Source organism: Streptomyces sp. NPDC004721, from assembly GCF_053601495.1.
Genome location: NZ_JBSGBZ010000033.1, coordinates 72187 through 88935, shown reverse-complemented (window position 1 = coordinate 88935; position 16749 = coordinate 72187). Strand labels below are relative to the sequence as shown.

The window sequence follows — 16749 nt, the reverse complement described above, 5'->3', positions numbered from 1 at the left end:
TCGACCGGACCAGCTACAAAGCCACCACGAGTATCAACATCCTCGTACTCGCAAGCCCTTGACAGCCTGGCCCAGCCACAAACTTCACGGCCTTGGCGCTAGCCCTGCGGCAGCCGCTCCAGCTGTGCCGCGATCCGTGTGATGTCCTCCTCGGCCTTGGCCAGCCGCGTACGGATCTTCTCGACCACGTGGTCGGGCGCCTTCGCCAGGAACGCCTCGTTGCCGAGCTTGCCGTTCGCCTGGGCCTTCTCCTTCTCCGCGGCCGCCAGATCCTTCGCCAGCCGCTTGCGCTCCGCGGCGACGTCGATCACCCCGGACAGGTCCAGCGCGACCTCGACACCCGCGACCGGCAGCGTCGCCGTGGCGGTGAAGCCGTCGCCCTCCGGCTGGAGCCGCAGGAGCTGCCGGATGGCCGGCTCGTGCGTGGCCAGCGCCGTACCGTCAAGGACCAGGCGGGCCGGGACGCGCTGGCCCGGCTGGAGCCCCTGGTCGGCGCGGAACCGGCGCACCTCGGTGATCACGGACTGGAGGGTCTCGATCTCCCGCTCGGCGGCCGCGTCCCGGAAGCCGCTGTCGGTCGGCCACTCGGCGATGACGGCGGACTCACCGCCCGTCAGCGTCGTCCACAGCGTCTCCGTGACGAACGGGACCACCGGGTGCAGCAGCTTCAGCGTGACGTCCAGGACCTCACCCAGGACGCGCTTGGAGACCTCGGCCGGCTCTCCGCCCGCCTGGAACGTCGTCTTGGACAGCTCGACATACCAGTCGAAGACCTCGTCCCAGGCGAAGTGGAACAGCGTGTCCGACAGCTTGGCGAACTGGAAGTCCTCGTAGTACGCGTCGACTTCGGTGACGACCGAGTTCAGCCGGGACAGGATCCAGCGGTCGGTCGCCGACATCTTCGAGGCGTCCGGCAGCGGTCCGTCCACCGTCGCGCCGTTCATCAGCGCGAAACGGGTGGCGTTCCAGATCTTGTTGGCGAAGTTGCGCGAGCCCTGGACCCAGTCCTCGCCGATCGGCACGTCGACACCGGGGTTGGCGCCGCGGGCCAGGGTGAACCGGAGGGCGTCGGAGCCGTACTTGTCCATCCAGTCCAGCGGATTGACCGCGTTGCCGAAGGACTTCGACATCTTCTTGCCGAACTGGTCGCGGACCATGCCGTGCAGGGCGATGGTGTGGAACGGCGGGGTGCCGTCCATCGCGTACAGGCCGAACATCATCATCCGGGCGACCCAGAAGAAGAGGATGTCGTAGCCGGTGACCAGGACGGAGTTCGGGTAGAACTTCGCGAGGCTCTCGGTCTGCTCGGGCCAGCCGAGGGTGGAGAACGGCCACAGGCCGGAGGAGAACCAGGTGTCGAGGACGTCGGTGTCCTGCTTCCAGCCCTCGGCCTCGGTGCCGGGCGGCTGCTCGTCGGGTCCGACGCAGACGACCTCGCCGTTCGGCCCATACCAGACGGGGATGCGGTGGCCCCACCACAACTGCCGCGAGATGCACCAGTCGTGGAGGTTGTCGACCCAGTCGAAGTACCGCTTCTCCATCTCCTGCGGATGGATCTTGACGCGGCCGTCCCGGACGGCGTCGCCGGCGGCCTTGGCCAGCGGACCGACCTTGACCCACCACTGCATGGACAGGCGCGGCTCGACAGTGGTCTTGCAGCGCGAGCAGTGGCCGACGGAGTGGACGTACGGGCGCTTCTCGGCGACGATCCGGCCCTCGGCGCGCAGCGCGCCGACGATGGCGGAGCGGGCCTCGAAGCGGTCCAGGCCCTGGAAGGGGCCGTGGACGGTGATGACGGCGTGCTCGTCCATCACGGTGATGGCGGGCAGGTCGTGACGCCGGCCGATCTCGAAGTCGTTCGGGTCGTGGGCCGGGGTGACCTTGACGGCGCCGGTGCCGAACTCGGGGTCGACGTGCTCGTCCGCGACGACCGGGATCGAACGGTCGGTGAGCGGCAGCTTGATGAGCTTGCCGACAAGGTGGCGGTAGCGCTCGTCGTCGGGGTGAACGGCGACGGCGGTGTCACCGAGCATGGTCTCGGCACGGGTGGTGGCCACGACGATGGTGTCGTCCCCGTCGCCGTACTTCATCGAGACGAGCTCGCCGTCGTCGTCCTGGTACTCGACCTCGATGTCGGAGATGGCGGTCAGGCACCGGGGGCACCAGTTGATGATGCGCTCGGCGCGGTAGATGAGTTCGTCGTCGTAGAGCCGCTTGAAGATGGTCTGAACGGCCTGCGACAGCCCTTCGTCCATGGTGAAGCGCTCACGCGACCAGGCGACGCCGTCGCCGAGGCGGCGCATCTGGCCGGAGATCTGCCCGCCGGACTCGTTCTTCCACTGCCAGACGCGGTCGACGAAGGCCTCGCGGCCGAGGTCGTGCCGGGACTTGCCCTCCTTGCCGAGTTCGCGCTCGACGACGTTCTGGGTGGCGATGCCGGCGTGGTCCATGCCGGGCTGCCACAGCGTCTCGTGACCCTGCATGCGCTTGCGGCGCGTGAGGGCGTCGATGAGCGTGTGCTCGAAGGCGTGCCCCAGGTGGAGCGAGCCGGTGACGTTCGGCGGCGGGATGACGACGGTGAACGGCGGCTTGTCGCTCTTCTCGTCCGCCTCGAAGTAACCCCGCTCTACCCAGCGCTCGTACAGCGGCCCCTCTACGTCGGCCGGCGCGTACTGGGTCGGCAGTTCGGTGTCGGGCGCTGGTGGCTGCTGCTGAGCGTTTTCGGTCACGGGGTCAGTTTAGAGGCGTCACGGCGCTGTCCCGAACCGCATTTGTTTCGTAACGGTGGCGACCCCGACGACATGGCACCGCCGCACCTGGGCCAGGATGTCAGGGACACATAAGCATCTGGAGGGGAACCCAGGAAATGAGCAACAACCAGCCGGGCCCGTACGGCGGGCAGCCCCAGCAGCCCGGGCCGTACGGCCAGCCGGGCCCCTACGGCCAGCAGCCGCCGCAGGGACCGCCCGCCCAGCCCGGCTACGGCTACCCCCAGCAGGCCCCTCCCGCCCAGCCGCAGCCCGGTTACGGCTACCCGCAGCAGGCCCCGGGCGTCCCGCCCCAGCAGGGCCCCTACGGCCAACAGCCTCCCTATGGACAGCAGCCCCCGTACGGCCAGCAGCCGCCCCAGGGCGGCTTCCCGCAGCCCCCAGCCTCCGGCGGCGGCAAGAAGACGGGCCTGATCATCGGCGTGGTGGCGGTCGTCGTGGTGATCGCGGTGATCGCGGCGGGTGTGTACTTCCTGACGAGCGGGGGCGGCGGCTCCAGCGTCGCGGACGACGGCCCGCACAAGCTGATCACGCCGGCGACGGTTCTCGACGGCCAGTACAAGAAGGCCGAAGGCTCCGGGAACGACGGCATGTCCAAGTCGGACCTGAAGGACGCCGAGAGCTGGGGCGTGAAGAGCCCGAAGGACGTCAACGCCAATTACCAGTCCGGGGACAAGAGCAACCCGCTTGCTCTGAAGCAGGTCACCTTCGGCGGCGTCTACGGCAAGATCGACGACCCCGAGAAGGCCGTCGACAACATGTTCGCGGACATGAAGAAGAACGCCGAGAAGGACAAGAGTGACGGCGGAGAGCTCCTCGGCAGCCCGAAGGCGTACAGCCCGAGCGGCCTGGACGGCGCCGTCCTCAAGTGCCAGGAGATCAAGGTCGGCCTGGGCACGTCGGGCAGCACGGCCGGCGGCCCCAAGGACATGACGATGCCGGTCTGCATCTGGGGTGACCACAGCACCCTCGGACTGGTGATGGCGGTCGACTTCGCATCCGCCATGACCGGCAAGGCGAGCAGCCTCGAGGACGCGGCCGCGACCACGGCCAAGCTCCGCAAGGACGTACGCGTCAAGGTCTGACGCCGGCCTGACGCACGAGGAAGGGCCCCGGTCGGTCGACCGGGGCCCTTCCTCGTGCGCGGCGGCCTCGTTCCCGCGGCGGCGGTTACGCCGTCTTCTGCTCGCCCGGACCGCGGCCGCGCGCGTCGCGCGGGATCAGGGTCGGGTTGACGTTGGAGAGGACCACGTCGGCCGTGATGACCACGCGGGCCACGTCCTTGCGGGACGGGACCTCGTACATCACGCCCTGGAGCACCTCCTCCATGATGGCGCGCAGGCCGCGGGCGCCGGTCTGGCGGAGGATGGCCTGGTCGGCGATGGCCTCCAGGGCCTCGCGCTCGAAGTCCAGCTCCACGCCGTCGAGTTCGAACAGCCGCTGGTACTGCTTGACCAGGGCGTTGCGCGGTTCGACCAGGATCTTCAGGAGCGCCTCGCGGTCCAGGTTGTGGACCGAGGTGATCACCGGCAGGCGGCCGATGAACTCCGGGATCATGCCGAACTTGACCAGGTCCTCCGGCATGACGTCCTCGAACTGGTCCTTGGTCTCCAGCTCCCGCTTGGAGCGGATCGTCGCGCCGAAGCCGATGCCCTTGGCACCCGCCCGGCCCTCGATGATCTTCTCCAGGCCCGCGAAGGCACCGCCCACGATGAACAGGACGTTCGTCGTGTCGATCTGGATGAACTCCTGGTGGGGGTGCTTGCGGCCGCCCTGGGGCGGAACCGAGGCCGTGGTCCCCTCGAGGATCTTCAGCAGGGCCTGCTGGACGCCCTCGCCCGACACGTCCCGCGTGATGGACGGGTTTTCACTCTTCCGCGCGACCTTGTCGATCTCGTCGATGTAGATGATCCCGGTCTCGGCCTTCTTGACGTCGTAGTCGGCCGCCTGGATCAGCTTCAGCAGGATGTTCTCGACGTCCTCGCCCACGTATCCCGCCTCCGTCAGCGCCGTGGCGTCGGCGATGGCGAACGGGACGTTCAGCATGCGGGCCAGCGTCTGGGCCAGCAGGGTCTTGCCGGAGCCCGTGGGGCCCAGCAGAAGGATGTTGGACTTGGCGAGCTCGATGCCGTCGTCCCGGCCCTGCGCGCCGCCGTTCTCGCCGGCCTGGACGCGCTTGTAGTGGTTGTACACCGCGACGGACAGGGCTTTCTTCGCGGCCTCCTGGCCGACGACGTACCCGTCCAGGAACTCGTAGATCTCGCGGGGCTTGGGCAGCTCCTCCCAGCGCACCTCGCTGGTCTCCGCGAGCTCCTCCTCGATGATCTCGTTGCAGAGATCGATGCACTCGTCGCAGATGTACACACCGGGCCCTGCGATGAGCTTCTTGACCTGCTTCTGGCTCTTGCCGCAGAACGAGCACTTGAGCAGATCGCCGCCGTCACCGATGCGTGCCACGGTGTGCTTCCCCTTCGCCTGGGAGACGCCTACGTCCAGCGGCTCCTGGTGCTGCCTTATGTCGACGGTACCTTGCCGGGCCCCTCGTTCGGGCCCCCCTTGGCACGGTTCGCTTTGACGTGCACCGTGCCAAGGAGTGGCAGACGATACTGCCTCCCGTCAGCGGACGGACGCGTTGTTCATCTTCCGGGTCGAGATGATCTGGTCGATCAGCCCGTACGACAGCGCCTCCTCGGCCGTGAGGATCTTGTCGCGCTCGATGTCCTCACGGATCTTCTCGATCGGCGTGGTGGAGTGCTTGGCCAGCATCTCCTCCAGCTGCGCACGCATCCGGAGGATCTCGTTGGCGGCGATCTCCAGGTCGGAGACCTGGCCGCGGCCGGTCTCGCTGTACGGCTGGTGGATCAGCACCCGGGCGTTGGGCAGCGCCATGCGCTTGCCCGGCGTGCCGGCGGCCAGCAGGATGGCGGCGGCGGAGGCCGCCTGGCCCATGCACACGGTCTGGATGTCGGGCTTCACGAACTGCATCGTGTCGTAGATGGCCGTCAGCGCCGTGAAGGAACCGCCGGGGCTGTTGATGTAGACCGAGATGTCCCGGTCGGGGTCCATCGACTCCAGGCACAGCAACTGCGCCATGACGTCGTTGGCGGAGGCGTCGTCGATCTGGACGCCGAGGAAGATCACGCGCTCCTCGAAGAGCTTCGCGTACGGGTCGTACTCGCGGATGCCCTGGGAGGTGCGCTCCACGAAGCGCGGGATGACATAACGGGACTCGGCCGTGGGGCCGGTGTACTCGGCACGCGTACGGTCGTAGAGGCCGCTGCCGGGGAAGTCGTTCACGGTGTCTCCTGGAAAGGGGCTGGGCGGTCGGCTGGGGCTGGCTGGGCTGCGCGGAGGTCTCGGACGCCCGCACGGGGCCGGGAACTCCGCAGGAGCGGCTCAGGGGGCCTCGTGGGCCCCCGTGGGAGCGGCTCAGGCCCCGGTGCCGCCACCGCCCGGCATGCCGGCGGCCGAGGTGATGACGTCGTCGATGAGGCCGTACTCCTTGGCCTCGGGGGCGTCGAACCAGCGGTCGCGGTCGGAGTCGCGGGTGATCTGCTCGACCGACTGGCCGGTGTGGAAGGAGGTCAGCTCGGCCATGCGCTTCTTGGTGTGCAGCAGCCGCTCGGCGTGAATCTTGATGTCCGAGGCCGAGCCGGCCAGACCGGCGGAGGGCTGGTGGATCAGGATCTCGGCGTTCGGCAGCGCGAAGCGCTTGCCGGGGGTGCCCGCGCTGAGCAGGAACTGGCCCATCGAGGCCGCGAGGCCCATGGCGATGGTCACCACGTCGTTCTTGATGTACTGCATGGTGTCGTAGATCGCCATGCCGGCCGTGATCGAGCCGCCGGGGCTGTTGATGTACAGGTAGATGTCCTTGTCCGGGTCCGCGGCAAGGAGCAGCAGCTGTGCGGTGATCTTGTTCGCGATGTCGTCGTCGACCGGCTGGCCGAGGAAGATGATCCGCTCGTTGAGCAGCCGGTTGTAGACCTGGTCGCCGAGGCCACCACCGATGGAAGGCTCGCCGGCGGCGGAGGGCATCAGATTCGTCACGTATCCACCTGCTCGTCTTACGACGGCGCCGGGCCGTCTCACGTGTTCCTGCCAGGGGCTGGGGACTCCCCTGCCCCCGTACTCATGGACCCTAACGCGCGGCTCCCGTCGGCGAATCCCGCTGAGGGGAGTGTTCGCCGGGGGCGTAGCGCGCGGCCTTCGGAAAAAGCGGACGGGCCCCAGGTCACCAACGTACCCGGGGCCCGTCCGCCGCGCGCATCCGTATGCCGTACGGATCAGGCCTCGGCCTTCTCCTCGCCCTCGCCCTCGGCGGCGGCGTCGGCGGTCTCCGCCTCGTCCTCTTCGTCGTCCAGGTCGACGATCTCGCCGTTGGTGTCCTTCACGGTCGCGGCCTCGACCACGACGGCCAGGGCCTTGCCGCGGGCGACCTCGCCGACCAGCAGCGGAACCTGGTTCTGCTCGACGACCGCCTGCGCGAACTGGTCGGGGGACATGCCGGAGGAGGCGGCGCGCCGCATGAGGTGCTCGGTGAGCTCCTCCTGGTTGACGTTGAGCTTCTCCGTCTTGACCAGCTCGTCGAGGACGAACTGGGTCTTGATGCCCTTGACCGCGGCGTCGCGGGTCTCGGTCTCGAACTCCTCGGCGGTCTTGCCCTGGATCTCCAGGTACTTGTCGAGGGTGAGGCCCATCTGGCCGAGCTGGTGGTGCTCCAGGTTGTGCTTGCGGGTGTTGATCTCGTCCTCGAGCAGCTTCTCGGGGACCGGGACCTCGACCAGCTCGAGCAGCTTGTCCAGGACGCGCTCCTGGGCCTGCGTGGCCTGGTCGTACTGCTTCATGTTCTCCAGGCGCTTGCGGCTGTCCGCGCGCAGCTCCTCGAGGGTGTCGAACTCCGAGGCGAGCTGCGCGAAGTCGTCGTCCAGCTCGGGCAGTTCGCGCGCGGCGACCTGGGTGACCTTGACGGAGACCTCGGCCTCCTTGCCGGCCGCGGAGCCGCCCTTGAGCTCGGAGGTGAAGGTGGCCTCGCCACCGGCCTCCAGGCCCTTCACGGCGTCGTCGATGCCGTCCAGCAGCTCGCCGGAGCCGATGGTGTAGGAGACGCCGTTGGCAACGCCGTCCTCGAGCACCTCGCCGTCGACCTTGGCCTCCAGGTCGATGGTGACCACGTCGCCGTCCTCGGCGGCGCGCTCGACCGGGCTCGTCGAGGCGAAGCGCTCGCGCAGCTGCTCGACGGCCTTGTCGACGTCCTCGTCCGCGACCTCGATGGCGTCGACCTCGACCTCGATGCCGGAGTAGTCCGGGATCTCGACGGCCGGGCGGACGTCGACCTCGGCGGTGAAGTTCAGCGTCTCGCCGTCCTTCAGCTCGGTGATGTCGACCTCGGGCTGGCCCAGCGGGTTCAGCTCCGCCTCGTTGACCGCCTCGGTGTAGAACTTCGGCAGCGCGTCGTTGACGGCCTCCTCCAGAACCGCACCGCGGCCGAACCGCTGGTCGATGACGCGGGCCGGGATCTTGCCCTTGCGGAAGCCCTTCACCGTGACCTGCTGGTTGATCTTCTTGTACGCCGCGTCGAGGCTGTCCTTGAGCTCCTCGAAGGGCACCTCGACAGTGAGCCGAACCCGGGTCGGGTTCAGGGTCTCCACGGCGCTCTTCACGGTTCGGTCTCCTTGTGGCTGACTGCTTGGATTCTGCCGGGGCCTGATGGGTCCGGCGGATTTCGACCCGCCCGGAGGAGTTCGCAGGCCCAGCAGGACCGGACACACGGGCGCGCAGTTTGCATAGTAACCGCAGCCACTCCGCGCCCCCAAAGGCGATCACGCGTGGTGACGCCGACCGGCGGCCGGCGGATGGTCGGGGTGGCGGGATTTGAACCCACGGCCTTCCGCTCCCAAAGCGGACGCGCTACCAAGCTGCGCCACACCCCGTCTGGTGCGACAGGTAGGGTACATGCCCGCAGGCAGTGCGGACGCCGCATTCCACGACCACCGGGAGCGCGCCGGGCGCGAACGGCGACCTCGGGGGAACGGAGTGTGCGTCGACGGCGCACGACCCGCTACGATGCCTTGTGTGCCGCGGTCGGCCGACCAGCGGCGCCTTGTGTGCGGGCGTAGCTCAATGGTAGAGCCCCAGTCTTCCAAACTGGCTACGCGGGTTCGATTCCCGTCGCCCGCTCTGTACGGCTGAGGGCCAGGTCGGAGGATGTTTCCTCCGCCTGGCCCTGGTCGTTTCCGGGGGTCGCGATCAGTCCGCCGTGTCCCCCGTGTGCCCCTCGCGGTTCCGCCGGCCCTTGTCGACGAGGCCGCTCAGCGCGTCAGCGATCAACCGGTCACGGTCGGCGCTGGCGTGCTGGTAGATCAACGCGGCCCGCGCGGTGCTGTGGCCCATACGCGCCATCAGCTCTCGCGTGCTTGCCCCGGTCGAGGCCGCGAGGGTGTTGCCCGTGTGTCGAAGATCATGGAAGTGCAGGCTCTTGATCCCGACGTCGCTGCACGCCTTCCGCCACACCCGGTTGAAGTGGTTCCGCCGAGGAGTCGCCCCCTTAGCGCCGACGAACACCCGCCCGTCCGTGCCTGGTTCGGCGTACCGCGCGAGGTGATCGCGGATGTCCGGGACGATCGCGGCGGGAATGGACACCGTCCGCTTGCCCGCAGCGCTCTTGGGCGCCTTGATCTCGCGTTGCCCGTTATCGAGTTCGGCGACGGCACGACGGACACGCACGGCGCCGTGGTCGAGGTCGAGGTCACGGCGGTGCAGGCCGACGAGTTCACCCCAGCGCAGCCCGAGGAAGCCGGCCATGAGGACCAGCGCCCGGTAACGGGGCTGGACGGCGTCGGCAAGGTCGTACACCTCCTGCACAGTGGCGGTCGGACGCTCCGGGGTGTGCACGGTGCTGGCGCCCTTGATCTGGCAGGGGTTTCGTCTGATCACCTGATCGGACACGGCCGTCGCCAAGATGGCGCGCAGCAAGGCGTATGCCTTTGCAACCGTGGTGGGACCTGTGCCGGCGGTCAACTTGTCGGCACGCCAGCGCCGCACGAACGGGGGCGAGATCTCAGCCACGTTGACGCTCCCGAAGGTGGGCTCCAGGTGGAGGCGGAGCAGCGATTCGTAGAGCTGACGCGTCCTCACCGTCAACTCCCGTTCCTTGACCCACGCAGCGGCGTACGAAGCGAACAGCACCTTCCCGGCGTCCGGGCTGTGCCAGTCACCGCGCCGCATCTCGGTTTGCTTGTCGGCAAGCCACGCGTCCGCTTCCCTCTTGGTGCGGAACGTGTCCGGAGCAGGGCGCAGCAGCCCATCCGGACCGACGTAGCGAGCCTGGTAGCGACCGGACGGGAGCTTGCGGACCCGGCCGAACTGCCGACGTTTGCCAGCCATCAGGCAGCCACCCCCCGGAGGCGCGGAGCACGCCGATGCGGTTCCACGGTGTTTGCGGAGATGAACTCCCGTACGACACTCTCCGGGATGCGGACGTGTCGGCCCACCTTCACGAAGGAGATCCGGCGTTCCTCGATCAAGCGCCGAGGGAAGCGAACGGTTGTGCCGAGGACTTCTGCGACTTCCTGCACGCTCAGGAGCCGATCCATGGTCACCACTCCCCCTCGGTGTCAGGCTCGGGCCAGTCGGCCAGTGCTTCGCGCGCTGTCTCGCGGTTCAGGCGGATGTCGCGGGCAATCGATGCTGCGAGCCAAGATTCGCCGGGGGTGTGGCCCTGTCCGGCGTAGGCCCAGTGGGCGAGGGTGAGCGTGGTGCCCTCCGTGTCGTCGAGGTCTTCAGGAAGCCCGCGCTCGCGGCGTTCCTGCCGGGCGCGGTAGTCGGCGCGCACCTGGCGCCGCTCGGTCAGCGTCGTGGAGTAGGCCCGCGACTTGGTCATGAAGTGGCCGCGGAAGCCGAGCATGTGCGCCCAGCGCCACAGCAGCCGATCCGGGTAGGCGTCATCGAGCACCCAGCACGCTTCGATCAGGCGGCGGGTGTGCGCGGGCATGTTCAGCTTGTCCAGCTCGGAGAGCTCCCCGATCCGGCGGTCTACCGTCTCGGTCGTCTCGGCCGCTTTGGTGGCGTACTTGGCGACGTAGGAGGCGACTGCCCCGTCGGTCAGCTCGACTCCGTCCATGCCGCCGATGGCCTGCACGTCGACTTGCGCGCCCCAGCGCAGGACCCGCGCGGGGAAAGTGCCGGCGGACGGCACCGGCACAGCCACCCGAGCGGCGGCGGCCCGGATCGCGGCATCCAGGAGGGCGACCGTCGCCCACGCCGGGGGCGGGGAGTCGGACCCGTCCGGCCCGTCCAGGCGCACCACGGCATGGAAGTGCACGGCCCCGCGTTTCTGGAACTCGGCGACCTTGCCGAAGGAGACCCGGCACACCTCCCGCATGGCCGTCTGGGTCAGGCCCGCACGGGCGGCGACCTCGCGGCGCAGGTAGATCGTGAAGCGCCGCCACAGGTCCCCGGCATGGTTGTTCCACAGCACCGCCCCCGCGTAGTCGTACCGCTCCAGGTCGAGAGCCGTGCCGAGCGCAGGATCATCCTCGGCATGCTGGGTGCCGCAGCGGCAGCGCCCGGACTCGGGACGGTTGTGGACGGGGCCGAACGAGGGGGCGGTGAGGGTGGCGAACACGCCGGGGTGCTGGCGGATCTCCCCCGAAATGCCCATGCGGGGATCTCCGGTGATCCCGGCACGGATCAGGTGGTAGACGTCCCCGGCGTAGGTCCAGGCGCACGAGGGGCAGCGAGAGGCCCGCCGGTTGCCGCAGGCCACCCGGAGCCGTCCGCCCGGCTCATGCTCGGTCGAGTAGGAGTACAGCACGTCACCCGTGCGAGCGTCGCGGGTGACCGTCTGGCCCACCAGGTGGATGGGGTTGGAGCATCCGCCCGTGCGCTTGATCTGCTCTTGCCAGCGGTCGAAGCCCGGAGCGTTCGCCACCCGCAGCAGATCGGCGAGGGTCAGCGGGTCGGCACCCAAGGAGGCCGCAGCACCAGCCACGGCCTCCGGGGCGACGGGGAACACCGTCATCCGGCCACCGCCAGCGAGGCACGGGCCACCGCGTGGAGCGCGCACGGCCGGTACAGGGGACCGTCGTCGTCGAACTCGTCCGGGGTCAGCGGCACGAGCCCGGTGTGACCGCCGTTGAACGGCCAGCGCGCCATCCAGCACGCGCACGGGATGCCGGACGGCTCAGTGCACCACTCCCACCGGCCGCCGAAGGACGGCACGCAGATGCAGGGCACCAGCGCACCCGGCAGACCCGACAGCTCTCCGCTGTCCACGGTCACCAGCGAGCCGACGCAGTCCGAGCACTGCTCGTCATCCTCGACCGGACGTGCGATGTGCAGAACCTCAAGGGTTCCAGTCATGATGGAACTTCCCTTCATGGGACGAAGGAGGGCGGCGGCTTGCTTGGCGGTAGGGCGCCGTCCTCCGGGTCATCTGCGGCTCAGCCGCATGACATACCTTGCTATATAGCAGACTAGATCGCAAGAGGTAGTGCGGCATAGGGTGTGCTATGTCGGCAAGCTCGGTACTCTCGGCGCATGACAGTTGAAGCCCACGACCCCAGGCCCAAGAAAGTGCAGATCGCCGACGCCTTGCGCGAAGAGATCGCAGCGCTACCGCCCGGGCATCGGCTCGCTTCACTGCGCGAGCTGGCCGACCGATTCAAGGTGACCACCGTGACGGCAGGCAACGCGCTGAAGGTGCTTGCAGACGAGGGCGTGATCGTCTCGGTTCCGACTCGGGGGTACTTCGTGCAGTCTCCGCCGAGTGCTGGCGAAGCCGGGCAGAATGCCGGCGGGCCGGTTAACCGAGATGAGATCAATGCAATCCACTCCGAGATTCAGCAACTTGCTGCCCGAGTAGCTGAGTTGGAGAAGCGCGCTCAGTCCCCGAGCAGTGCCTGACTGGTGATCCACCATGCGCGGCGGGCCATGGATGTACTAGGGACAGGCGTGGTGTCACCGGGGGACAGCCCTGGTGCCAACCCCCTGTCACCCCCCGTGTCACCAGCTCTCTGGATGCCAGACTCGGAGGCAAGCACCCGACGGGAGGGCAGCACATGAGTGACGAACGGCCAGCATGGGCGCGACGGCTTTCCTCAGAGCGCGAAGCCCGGCAGTGGTCGCAGGCCGAAGTGGTGGCCGCGCTGCGGGCGCACGCACCGAAGGCTCTGCCAGAAGGCTCCAGCATGGTGCGGCAGTGGAAGCGCTGGGAGTCAGGTGAGGTCATGCCGAGCGACTTCTACAAGCCGATCATCGCCGCCACCTTCGGCACCGTCACTCACGCGATCTTCCCGGTAGCCGGACAGCGAGACGGTAACGCCGAGATCGCGGCCATCAGCGGCATGGAGACGCTCGACATCATCAGCAGGTTGCAGGCATCCGACGTCGACAACGCCACGCTTGACGCGCTCCGGATCACGACGGACCGGCTGTGCTCCGAGTACCCATATCTGCCAAGCGCTCAACTCGCCGCCGAGGGTAGGCAGTGGCTCAAGCGGGTCGCCGGACTTCAGTCCCAGCGGCTCACGCTCGCACAGCACCGCGAAGTCCTCACCCTGTCCGGGTGGCTTGCGCTCCTGATCGGCTGCGTCGAGTACGACATGGGTGACCGGGCCGCAGCCGAGAGCACGCGGAAGGCGGCCCTGTCTTTAGCTCATGAGGCCGGTACCGCAGAGATCTCCGGTTGGGCTCACGAGATGCGAGCTTGGTTCGCACTGACCACGGGTGACTACCGGGGCATCCTCGCTGCCTCGCAGGCCGGTACGGGGGCGGCTCCCACGCATGGCGTAGCCGTACAACTCGCCGCCCAGGAGGCGAAGGGATGGGCGCGGCTGGGCGACCGCCGACAGACCGAGGTGGCGCTGGACCGAGGCCGAAAGCTGCTCGAAGGGATGCCCTATCCCGAGAACCTCGATCACCACTTCGTGGTGGACCCGGCAAAGTTCGACTTCTACGCCATGGACTGCTACCGACTGCTCGGAGAGGACCGGTTCGCCGAGAACCTCGCCCACGAGGTGATCAGGGCAGGCACCGACTTCGATGGATCCGAGCGATCGCCGATGCGAATGGCCGAGGCGAGGATCACCCTCGGTGTGGTCGCAGCGCGGCAAGGCGACTTGGACCAGGCGGTGAACTACGGCGAGTGGGCCTTGAAGGGCGACCGGCAGTCTCTGCCGTCCCTGCTCATGGTCAGCCGCGAGCTTGCAGCCATCGTCAATCGGGACTTCGCTGCCGAGCCGACTGGCCGTGAATACCTCGATCACCTGAACGCGCTAAGCCGCGCAAGCTAGAGCCCGTTACAGGTTTCTCTACCTCATCAAGGGGCGAAGACCAGGCCGGGGCTGGACTGAGACGGCACAGCCGAAGTCAGAACAGTGCCTCCGGCGGGGGATCGGCCGGCACCGGGATGGCGGGGGCGCCGTCCCCGACTGCGGGTCCGTAGTGGTGTGCGCGGGGAGCTCCCATCCCGTCCGCCATCGACCCAGGCAGAGCCGAGCAGACGCGGCCCAGGGCGTCAAGGTCGTTCGTACAGTGGCGCGCTCCACCTTGACGCCCTGAACCACGCCCGCTCCACGGTGTGTGGGTCGACGGCGGACGGGATGAGAGCTGGGGCGGGTGGTGGGTAGAGGAAGGAAGCGGGTGCAGCAATGGGGTCCTTAGGGAACCAACCCGCCCTTGGCCATGGATACAGTCCAGACTAGGTCCATGGCCAAGGGCGAGCATCGTGCAACCTTCAAAGAGATCATGGACTCTCTGGACCCCGGGAGCACCCATGAGGTCTGGCTCTCCGTCGTGAACAGCGGCGTGATCGACGATTGGGCCGGGGGTACCTGGCACCTGACCGGAAAAGAACTGGATGTACGAGTCGCCCGACGACTCGCGATCAGTGCCGACCTCATGGTGTTGGGACGCGGAGGCAGCACTCAGCTGGAGGATGTGCCCGCCGAGCAGCGCGCCGCAGTCTGGGAGACGGCCAGCCGACGCTACGAGGGTCCCGGCGGCAAGGTCGAAGGTCCCGAATGGCCGAAGGAACCGCTCTACTGCGCCTTCAAGTTCGCCTCGGAGGATGGACGAATCCTGCTGCTGATTGACGAGTCCTGCTGAAGTGGCGCAGCGCCGAGAGAAACCCCGGCCGCGTACCCGTTGCGTGCCTGTATCGAGGGGAGCGCGCAACCGGACTCTTCCAAACTGGTGCTCCAAGACGCAGAGAAAAGCCGCTTGTCAAGACCACGTGGGGCGGCTGACACCAGCGGCTGACACCAACAAGCGCGAACGGCAACGGTCGGCGCCGGACCTCAGTGGACGATCGGCCGAGGCGCAGGCCCGGTTGACCGACGTCGACGGTCCCCTGTGATCGACCTGATAAGGATGAGGTCAGATCTTCAAGTCTGCGTCCGGCACAGGCGCTGTTCCAACCTATGGACGGCGCCCGGGGCTTGCCCCAACCATTGAGGATCCACCGCCCGGAGGGTGCGTGGATCAGCTGCTGACTACGCAGGAGGGGCGTAAGGGTTCCCGTTGGACACCGGTGGCCCACCCCACTGCGCCCCCGGCGGCGGGACAGGAGCCCAGTCCGGTCCGCGGTGATCCAGCCACCACCTACCGATGGTGTGGAACTTCTCCTCGAAGCTGCGATCCCAGCTGAGGAACGCGGTGGTCGGCGCCCGCAGGCGGGTACGGCGGCCGCCTGCTTCGTAGATCACGACGGTGCGGCTTCCGAAGAGAGACTCGATCTGGATGGCTTGGACGTTCGACCAGGGGATGGTCCGGCGGCGGAGGTTATGCACGATGGCCGCCGATGGCGTGAGAGTGACCCCGAAGAGCCGCGAGGTGATCAGCACCACGGCCAGCAGGACACCCCACGTCAGTCCTGAGACCAGTACAGGACCAGACGGTCCCCCGTCCAACCAGAACAAGACCTGGGAGGCCATGACGATGATGCCGGACAGCATGGGCAGCAAGCGTTGGAGGCGCGTCAACCGGTACCGGATGCGCTCCGGCGGTATAGCTGTGACCTGCGATTGCTCCATCGATCCCCGCCCCTCACACAATGCAGCCAGTGGTAGCCCATCATCGCCAAGGCAGCATGGCGGACCAGGGGCCCGCTGTCCATCTGCCTACTCTCGGAAGCTGAGCAAGCGCTATGGAGAACTGGTCTGGCCACTTGCTGTGGCCGTGGATCTTGAGAGTGACGAAACTGACGCCTGCGCCGAGAGGAACTGAGGAACTTTCGCAGCCTGAGGTGCTGTGCCCCTTCCGTGCCCGAACGGTCAGCGACCAACGGGGAGCTACGGGGAACAACAGCGAGCCGCCTGCGTTCGCGCAGGTCAACATCGCGCCAGGTCAGCACGGATCCGCATACGCACTCTTCCAAACTGGCTACGCGGGTTCGATTCCCGTCGCCCGCTCTGTACGGCTCAGGGCCAGGTCGGAGGATCAATCCTCCGACCTGGCCCTGACCCGTTTCCACGAACACGGATGGCTCGCGCCCCATCCCGCAGGGTCAGCGGCACGTCACCTGGCCGTCAGAAGCTGATCGAGTTGATCGTGTGCGCTATCGAGTTCAGGAAGCGGTTGATGGACGGCGCCATTCCGGTGGAGGCGAGGAAGAAGCCGAAGAGTATGGCGACGATGGCCGGGCCCGCCTTGATGGAGCCCCCTCGGAGCAGCACCACCAGGATGATCGCCAACATCAGCACCACTGACAGTGAAATGGCCACAACTGATCACACCCTCGGTCGGTCGCTCTCCCGGCCCGCGGACGCCAGCCCCGCGCACCCCGCTGGAACCATCGTGCCACCAACCCGGCTTCCCTATGCGGCGGCTGACACATCATCGGCCACGCCACTCGCTCCGGGGACCGCGCCCCTTGGGACAGGGCGCTTCTCCGACCTTGATCCGTACGGCAATTCGGCGCCGTTCGGCGCACCGCCTCCGCAGGGAATTCGGCGAGATCTTTTACACGCCTGCACATTATTTT

The 16749-nt window shown here is 67.8% G+C and carries 15 protein-coding genes and 2 tRNA genes; 5 read left to right on the top strand and 12 right to left on the bottom strand.

Annotated elements, in window-relative coordinates; translation table 11 throughout:
* Positions 1 to 98 precede the first annotated feature (98 nt).
* Positions 99 to 2729 (bottom strand): valine--tRNA ligase, encoded by a 2631-nt coding sequence (locus ACWEK3_RS27350; RefSeq protein ID WP_453250801.1) that lies wholly within the window; start codon positions 2727 to 2729, stop codon positions 99 to 101.
* A 137-nt stretch (positions 2730 to 2866) separates the two neighbouring features.
* On the opposite strand from ACWEK3_RS27350, the gene ACWEK3_RS27345 reads away from it, so the two are divergent.
* On the top strand, positions 2867 to 3853 hold the full coding sequence (locus ACWEK3_RS27345; RefSeq protein ID WP_450547442.1) for a hypothetical protein: 987 nt from the start codon (positions 2867 to 2869) through the stop codon (positions 3851 to 3853).
* A gap of 85 nt (positions 3854 to 3938) precedes the next feature.
* On the opposite strand, the gene clpX is transcribed toward ACWEK3_RS27345, so the two are convergent.
* From clpX to ACWEK3_RS27320, 5 genes are all read right to left on the bottom strand, one after another.
* Positions 3939 to 5225: an ATP-dependent Clp protease ATP-binding subunit ClpX gene (clpX, locus tag ACWEK3_RS27340; protein WP_100566838.1), complete on the bottom strand. Its 1287-nt coding sequence runs from the start codon at positions 5223 to 5225 to the stop codon at positions 3939 to 3941.
* A gap of 159 nt (positions 5226 to 5384) precedes the next feature.
* Positions 5385 to 6065 carry an ATP-dependent Clp protease proteolytic subunit gene (locus tag ACWEK3_RS27335; RefSeq protein WP_326802452.1) on the bottom strand — a complete coding sequence of 227 codons (681 nt, stop codon included), beginning with the start codon at positions 6063 to 6065 and terminating at the stop codon, positions 5385 to 5387.
* 132 nt (positions 6066 to 6197) lie between these two features.
* A complete protein-coding gene (locus tag ACWEK3_RS27330) occupies positions 6198 to 6803 on the bottom strand; it encodes an ATP-dependent Clp protease proteolytic subunit (RefSeq protein ID WP_376542533.1) in 606 nt (201 codons plus the stop codon).
* 248 nt (positions 6804 to 7051) lie between these two features.
* Entirely contained in the window at positions 7052 to 8428 is a 1377-nt protein-coding gene (gene tig, locus ACWEK3_RS27325; RefSeq protein WP_384429820.1) for a trigger factor, read from the bottom strand.
* Between the two features lie 193 nt (positions 8429 to 8621).
* Positions 8622 to 8698: transfer RNA gene (locus tag ACWEK3_RS27320), tRNA-Pro, on the bottom strand.
* Between the two features lie 176 nt (positions 8699 to 8874).
* Between ACWEK3_RS27320 and ACWEK3_RS27315 the strand changes: the two genes are divergently transcribed.
* A tRNA-Gly gene (locus ACWEK3_RS27315) sits at positions 8875 to 8945 on the top strand.
* 69 nt (positions 8946 to 9014) lie between these two features.
* On the opposite strand, the gene ACWEK3_RS27310 is transcribed toward ACWEK3_RS27315, so the two are convergent.
* From ACWEK3_RS27310 to ACWEK3_RS27295, 4 genes are read right to left on the bottom strand one after another with little or no spacing between them, the layout of a single operon-like run.
* On the bottom strand, positions 9015 to 10151 hold the full coding sequence (locus ACWEK3_RS27310) for a tyrosine-type recombinase/integrase (protein ID WP_453250800.1): 1137 nt from the start codon (positions 10149 to 10151) through the stop codon (positions 9015 to 9017).
* Positions 10151 to 10360: an excisionase family DNA-binding protein gene (locus ACWEK3_RS27305; protein WP_390872757.1), complete on the bottom strand. Its 210-nt coding sequence runs from the start codon at positions 10358 to 10360 to the stop codon at positions 10151 to 10153. Before ACWEK3_RS27305 ends, ACWEK3_RS27310 begins: the two co-directional genes overlap by 1 nt.
* Before the next feature lie 2 nt (positions 10361 to 10362).
* Complete coding sequence (gene repSA / locus ACWEK3_RS27300) at positions 10363 to 11787, bottom strand: replication initiator protein RepSA (RefSeq protein ID WP_453250799.1); 1425 nt, start codon at positions 11785 to 11787, stop codon at positions 10363 to 10365.
* Complete coding sequence (locus tag ACWEK3_RS27295; RefSeq protein ID WP_453250798.1) at positions 11784 to 12128, bottom strand: hypothetical protein; 345 nt, start codon at positions 12126 to 12128, stop codon at positions 11784 to 11786. The genes repSA and ACWEK3_RS27295 overlap by 4 nt, the downstream gene beginning before the upstream one ends.
* 177 nt (positions 12129 to 12305) lie before the next feature.
* Here ACWEK3_RS27295 and ACWEK3_RS27290 point away from each other — a divergent pair, with 177 nt between their 5' ends.
* From ACWEK3_RS27290 to ACWEK3_RS27280, 3 genes are all read left to right on the top strand, one after another.
* Positions 12306 to 12671, top strand: coding sequence for a GntR family transcriptional regulator (locus ACWEK3_RS27290; protein WP_453250797.1), 366 nt, complete (start codon positions 12306 to 12308; stop codon positions 12669 to 12671).
* A 155-nt stretch (positions 12672 to 12826) separates the two neighbouring features.
* Complete coding sequence (locus tag ACWEK3_RS27285; protein WP_384427084.1) at positions 12827 to 14059, top strand: XRE family transcriptional regulator; 1233 nt, start codon at positions 12827 to 12829, stop codon at positions 14057 to 14059.
* A 415-nt stretch (positions 14060 to 14474) separates the two neighbouring features.
* Complete coding sequence (locus tag ACWEK3_RS27280; RefSeq protein WP_453250796.1) at positions 14475 to 14873, top strand: hypothetical protein; 399 nt, start codon at positions 14475 to 14477, stop codon at positions 14871 to 14873.
* A 386-nt stretch (positions 14874 to 15259) separates the two neighbouring features.
* Here the strand turns inward: ACWEK3_RS27280 and ACWEK3_RS27275 are convergent, their stop codons facing one another.
* Entirely contained in the window at positions 15260 to 15721 is a 462-nt protein-coding gene (locus tag ACWEK3_RS27275; RefSeq protein ID WP_390876560.1) for a YdbT family protein, read from the bottom strand.
* Between the two features lie 573 nt (positions 15722 to 16294).
* Positions 16295 to 16489 carry a hypothetical protein gene (locus ACWEK3_RS27270; protein WP_365417378.1) on the bottom strand — a complete coding sequence of 65 codons (195 nt, stop codon included), beginning with the start codon at positions 16487 to 16489 and terminating at the stop codon, positions 16295 to 16297.
* Positions 16490 to 16749: the final 260 nt, after the last annotated feature.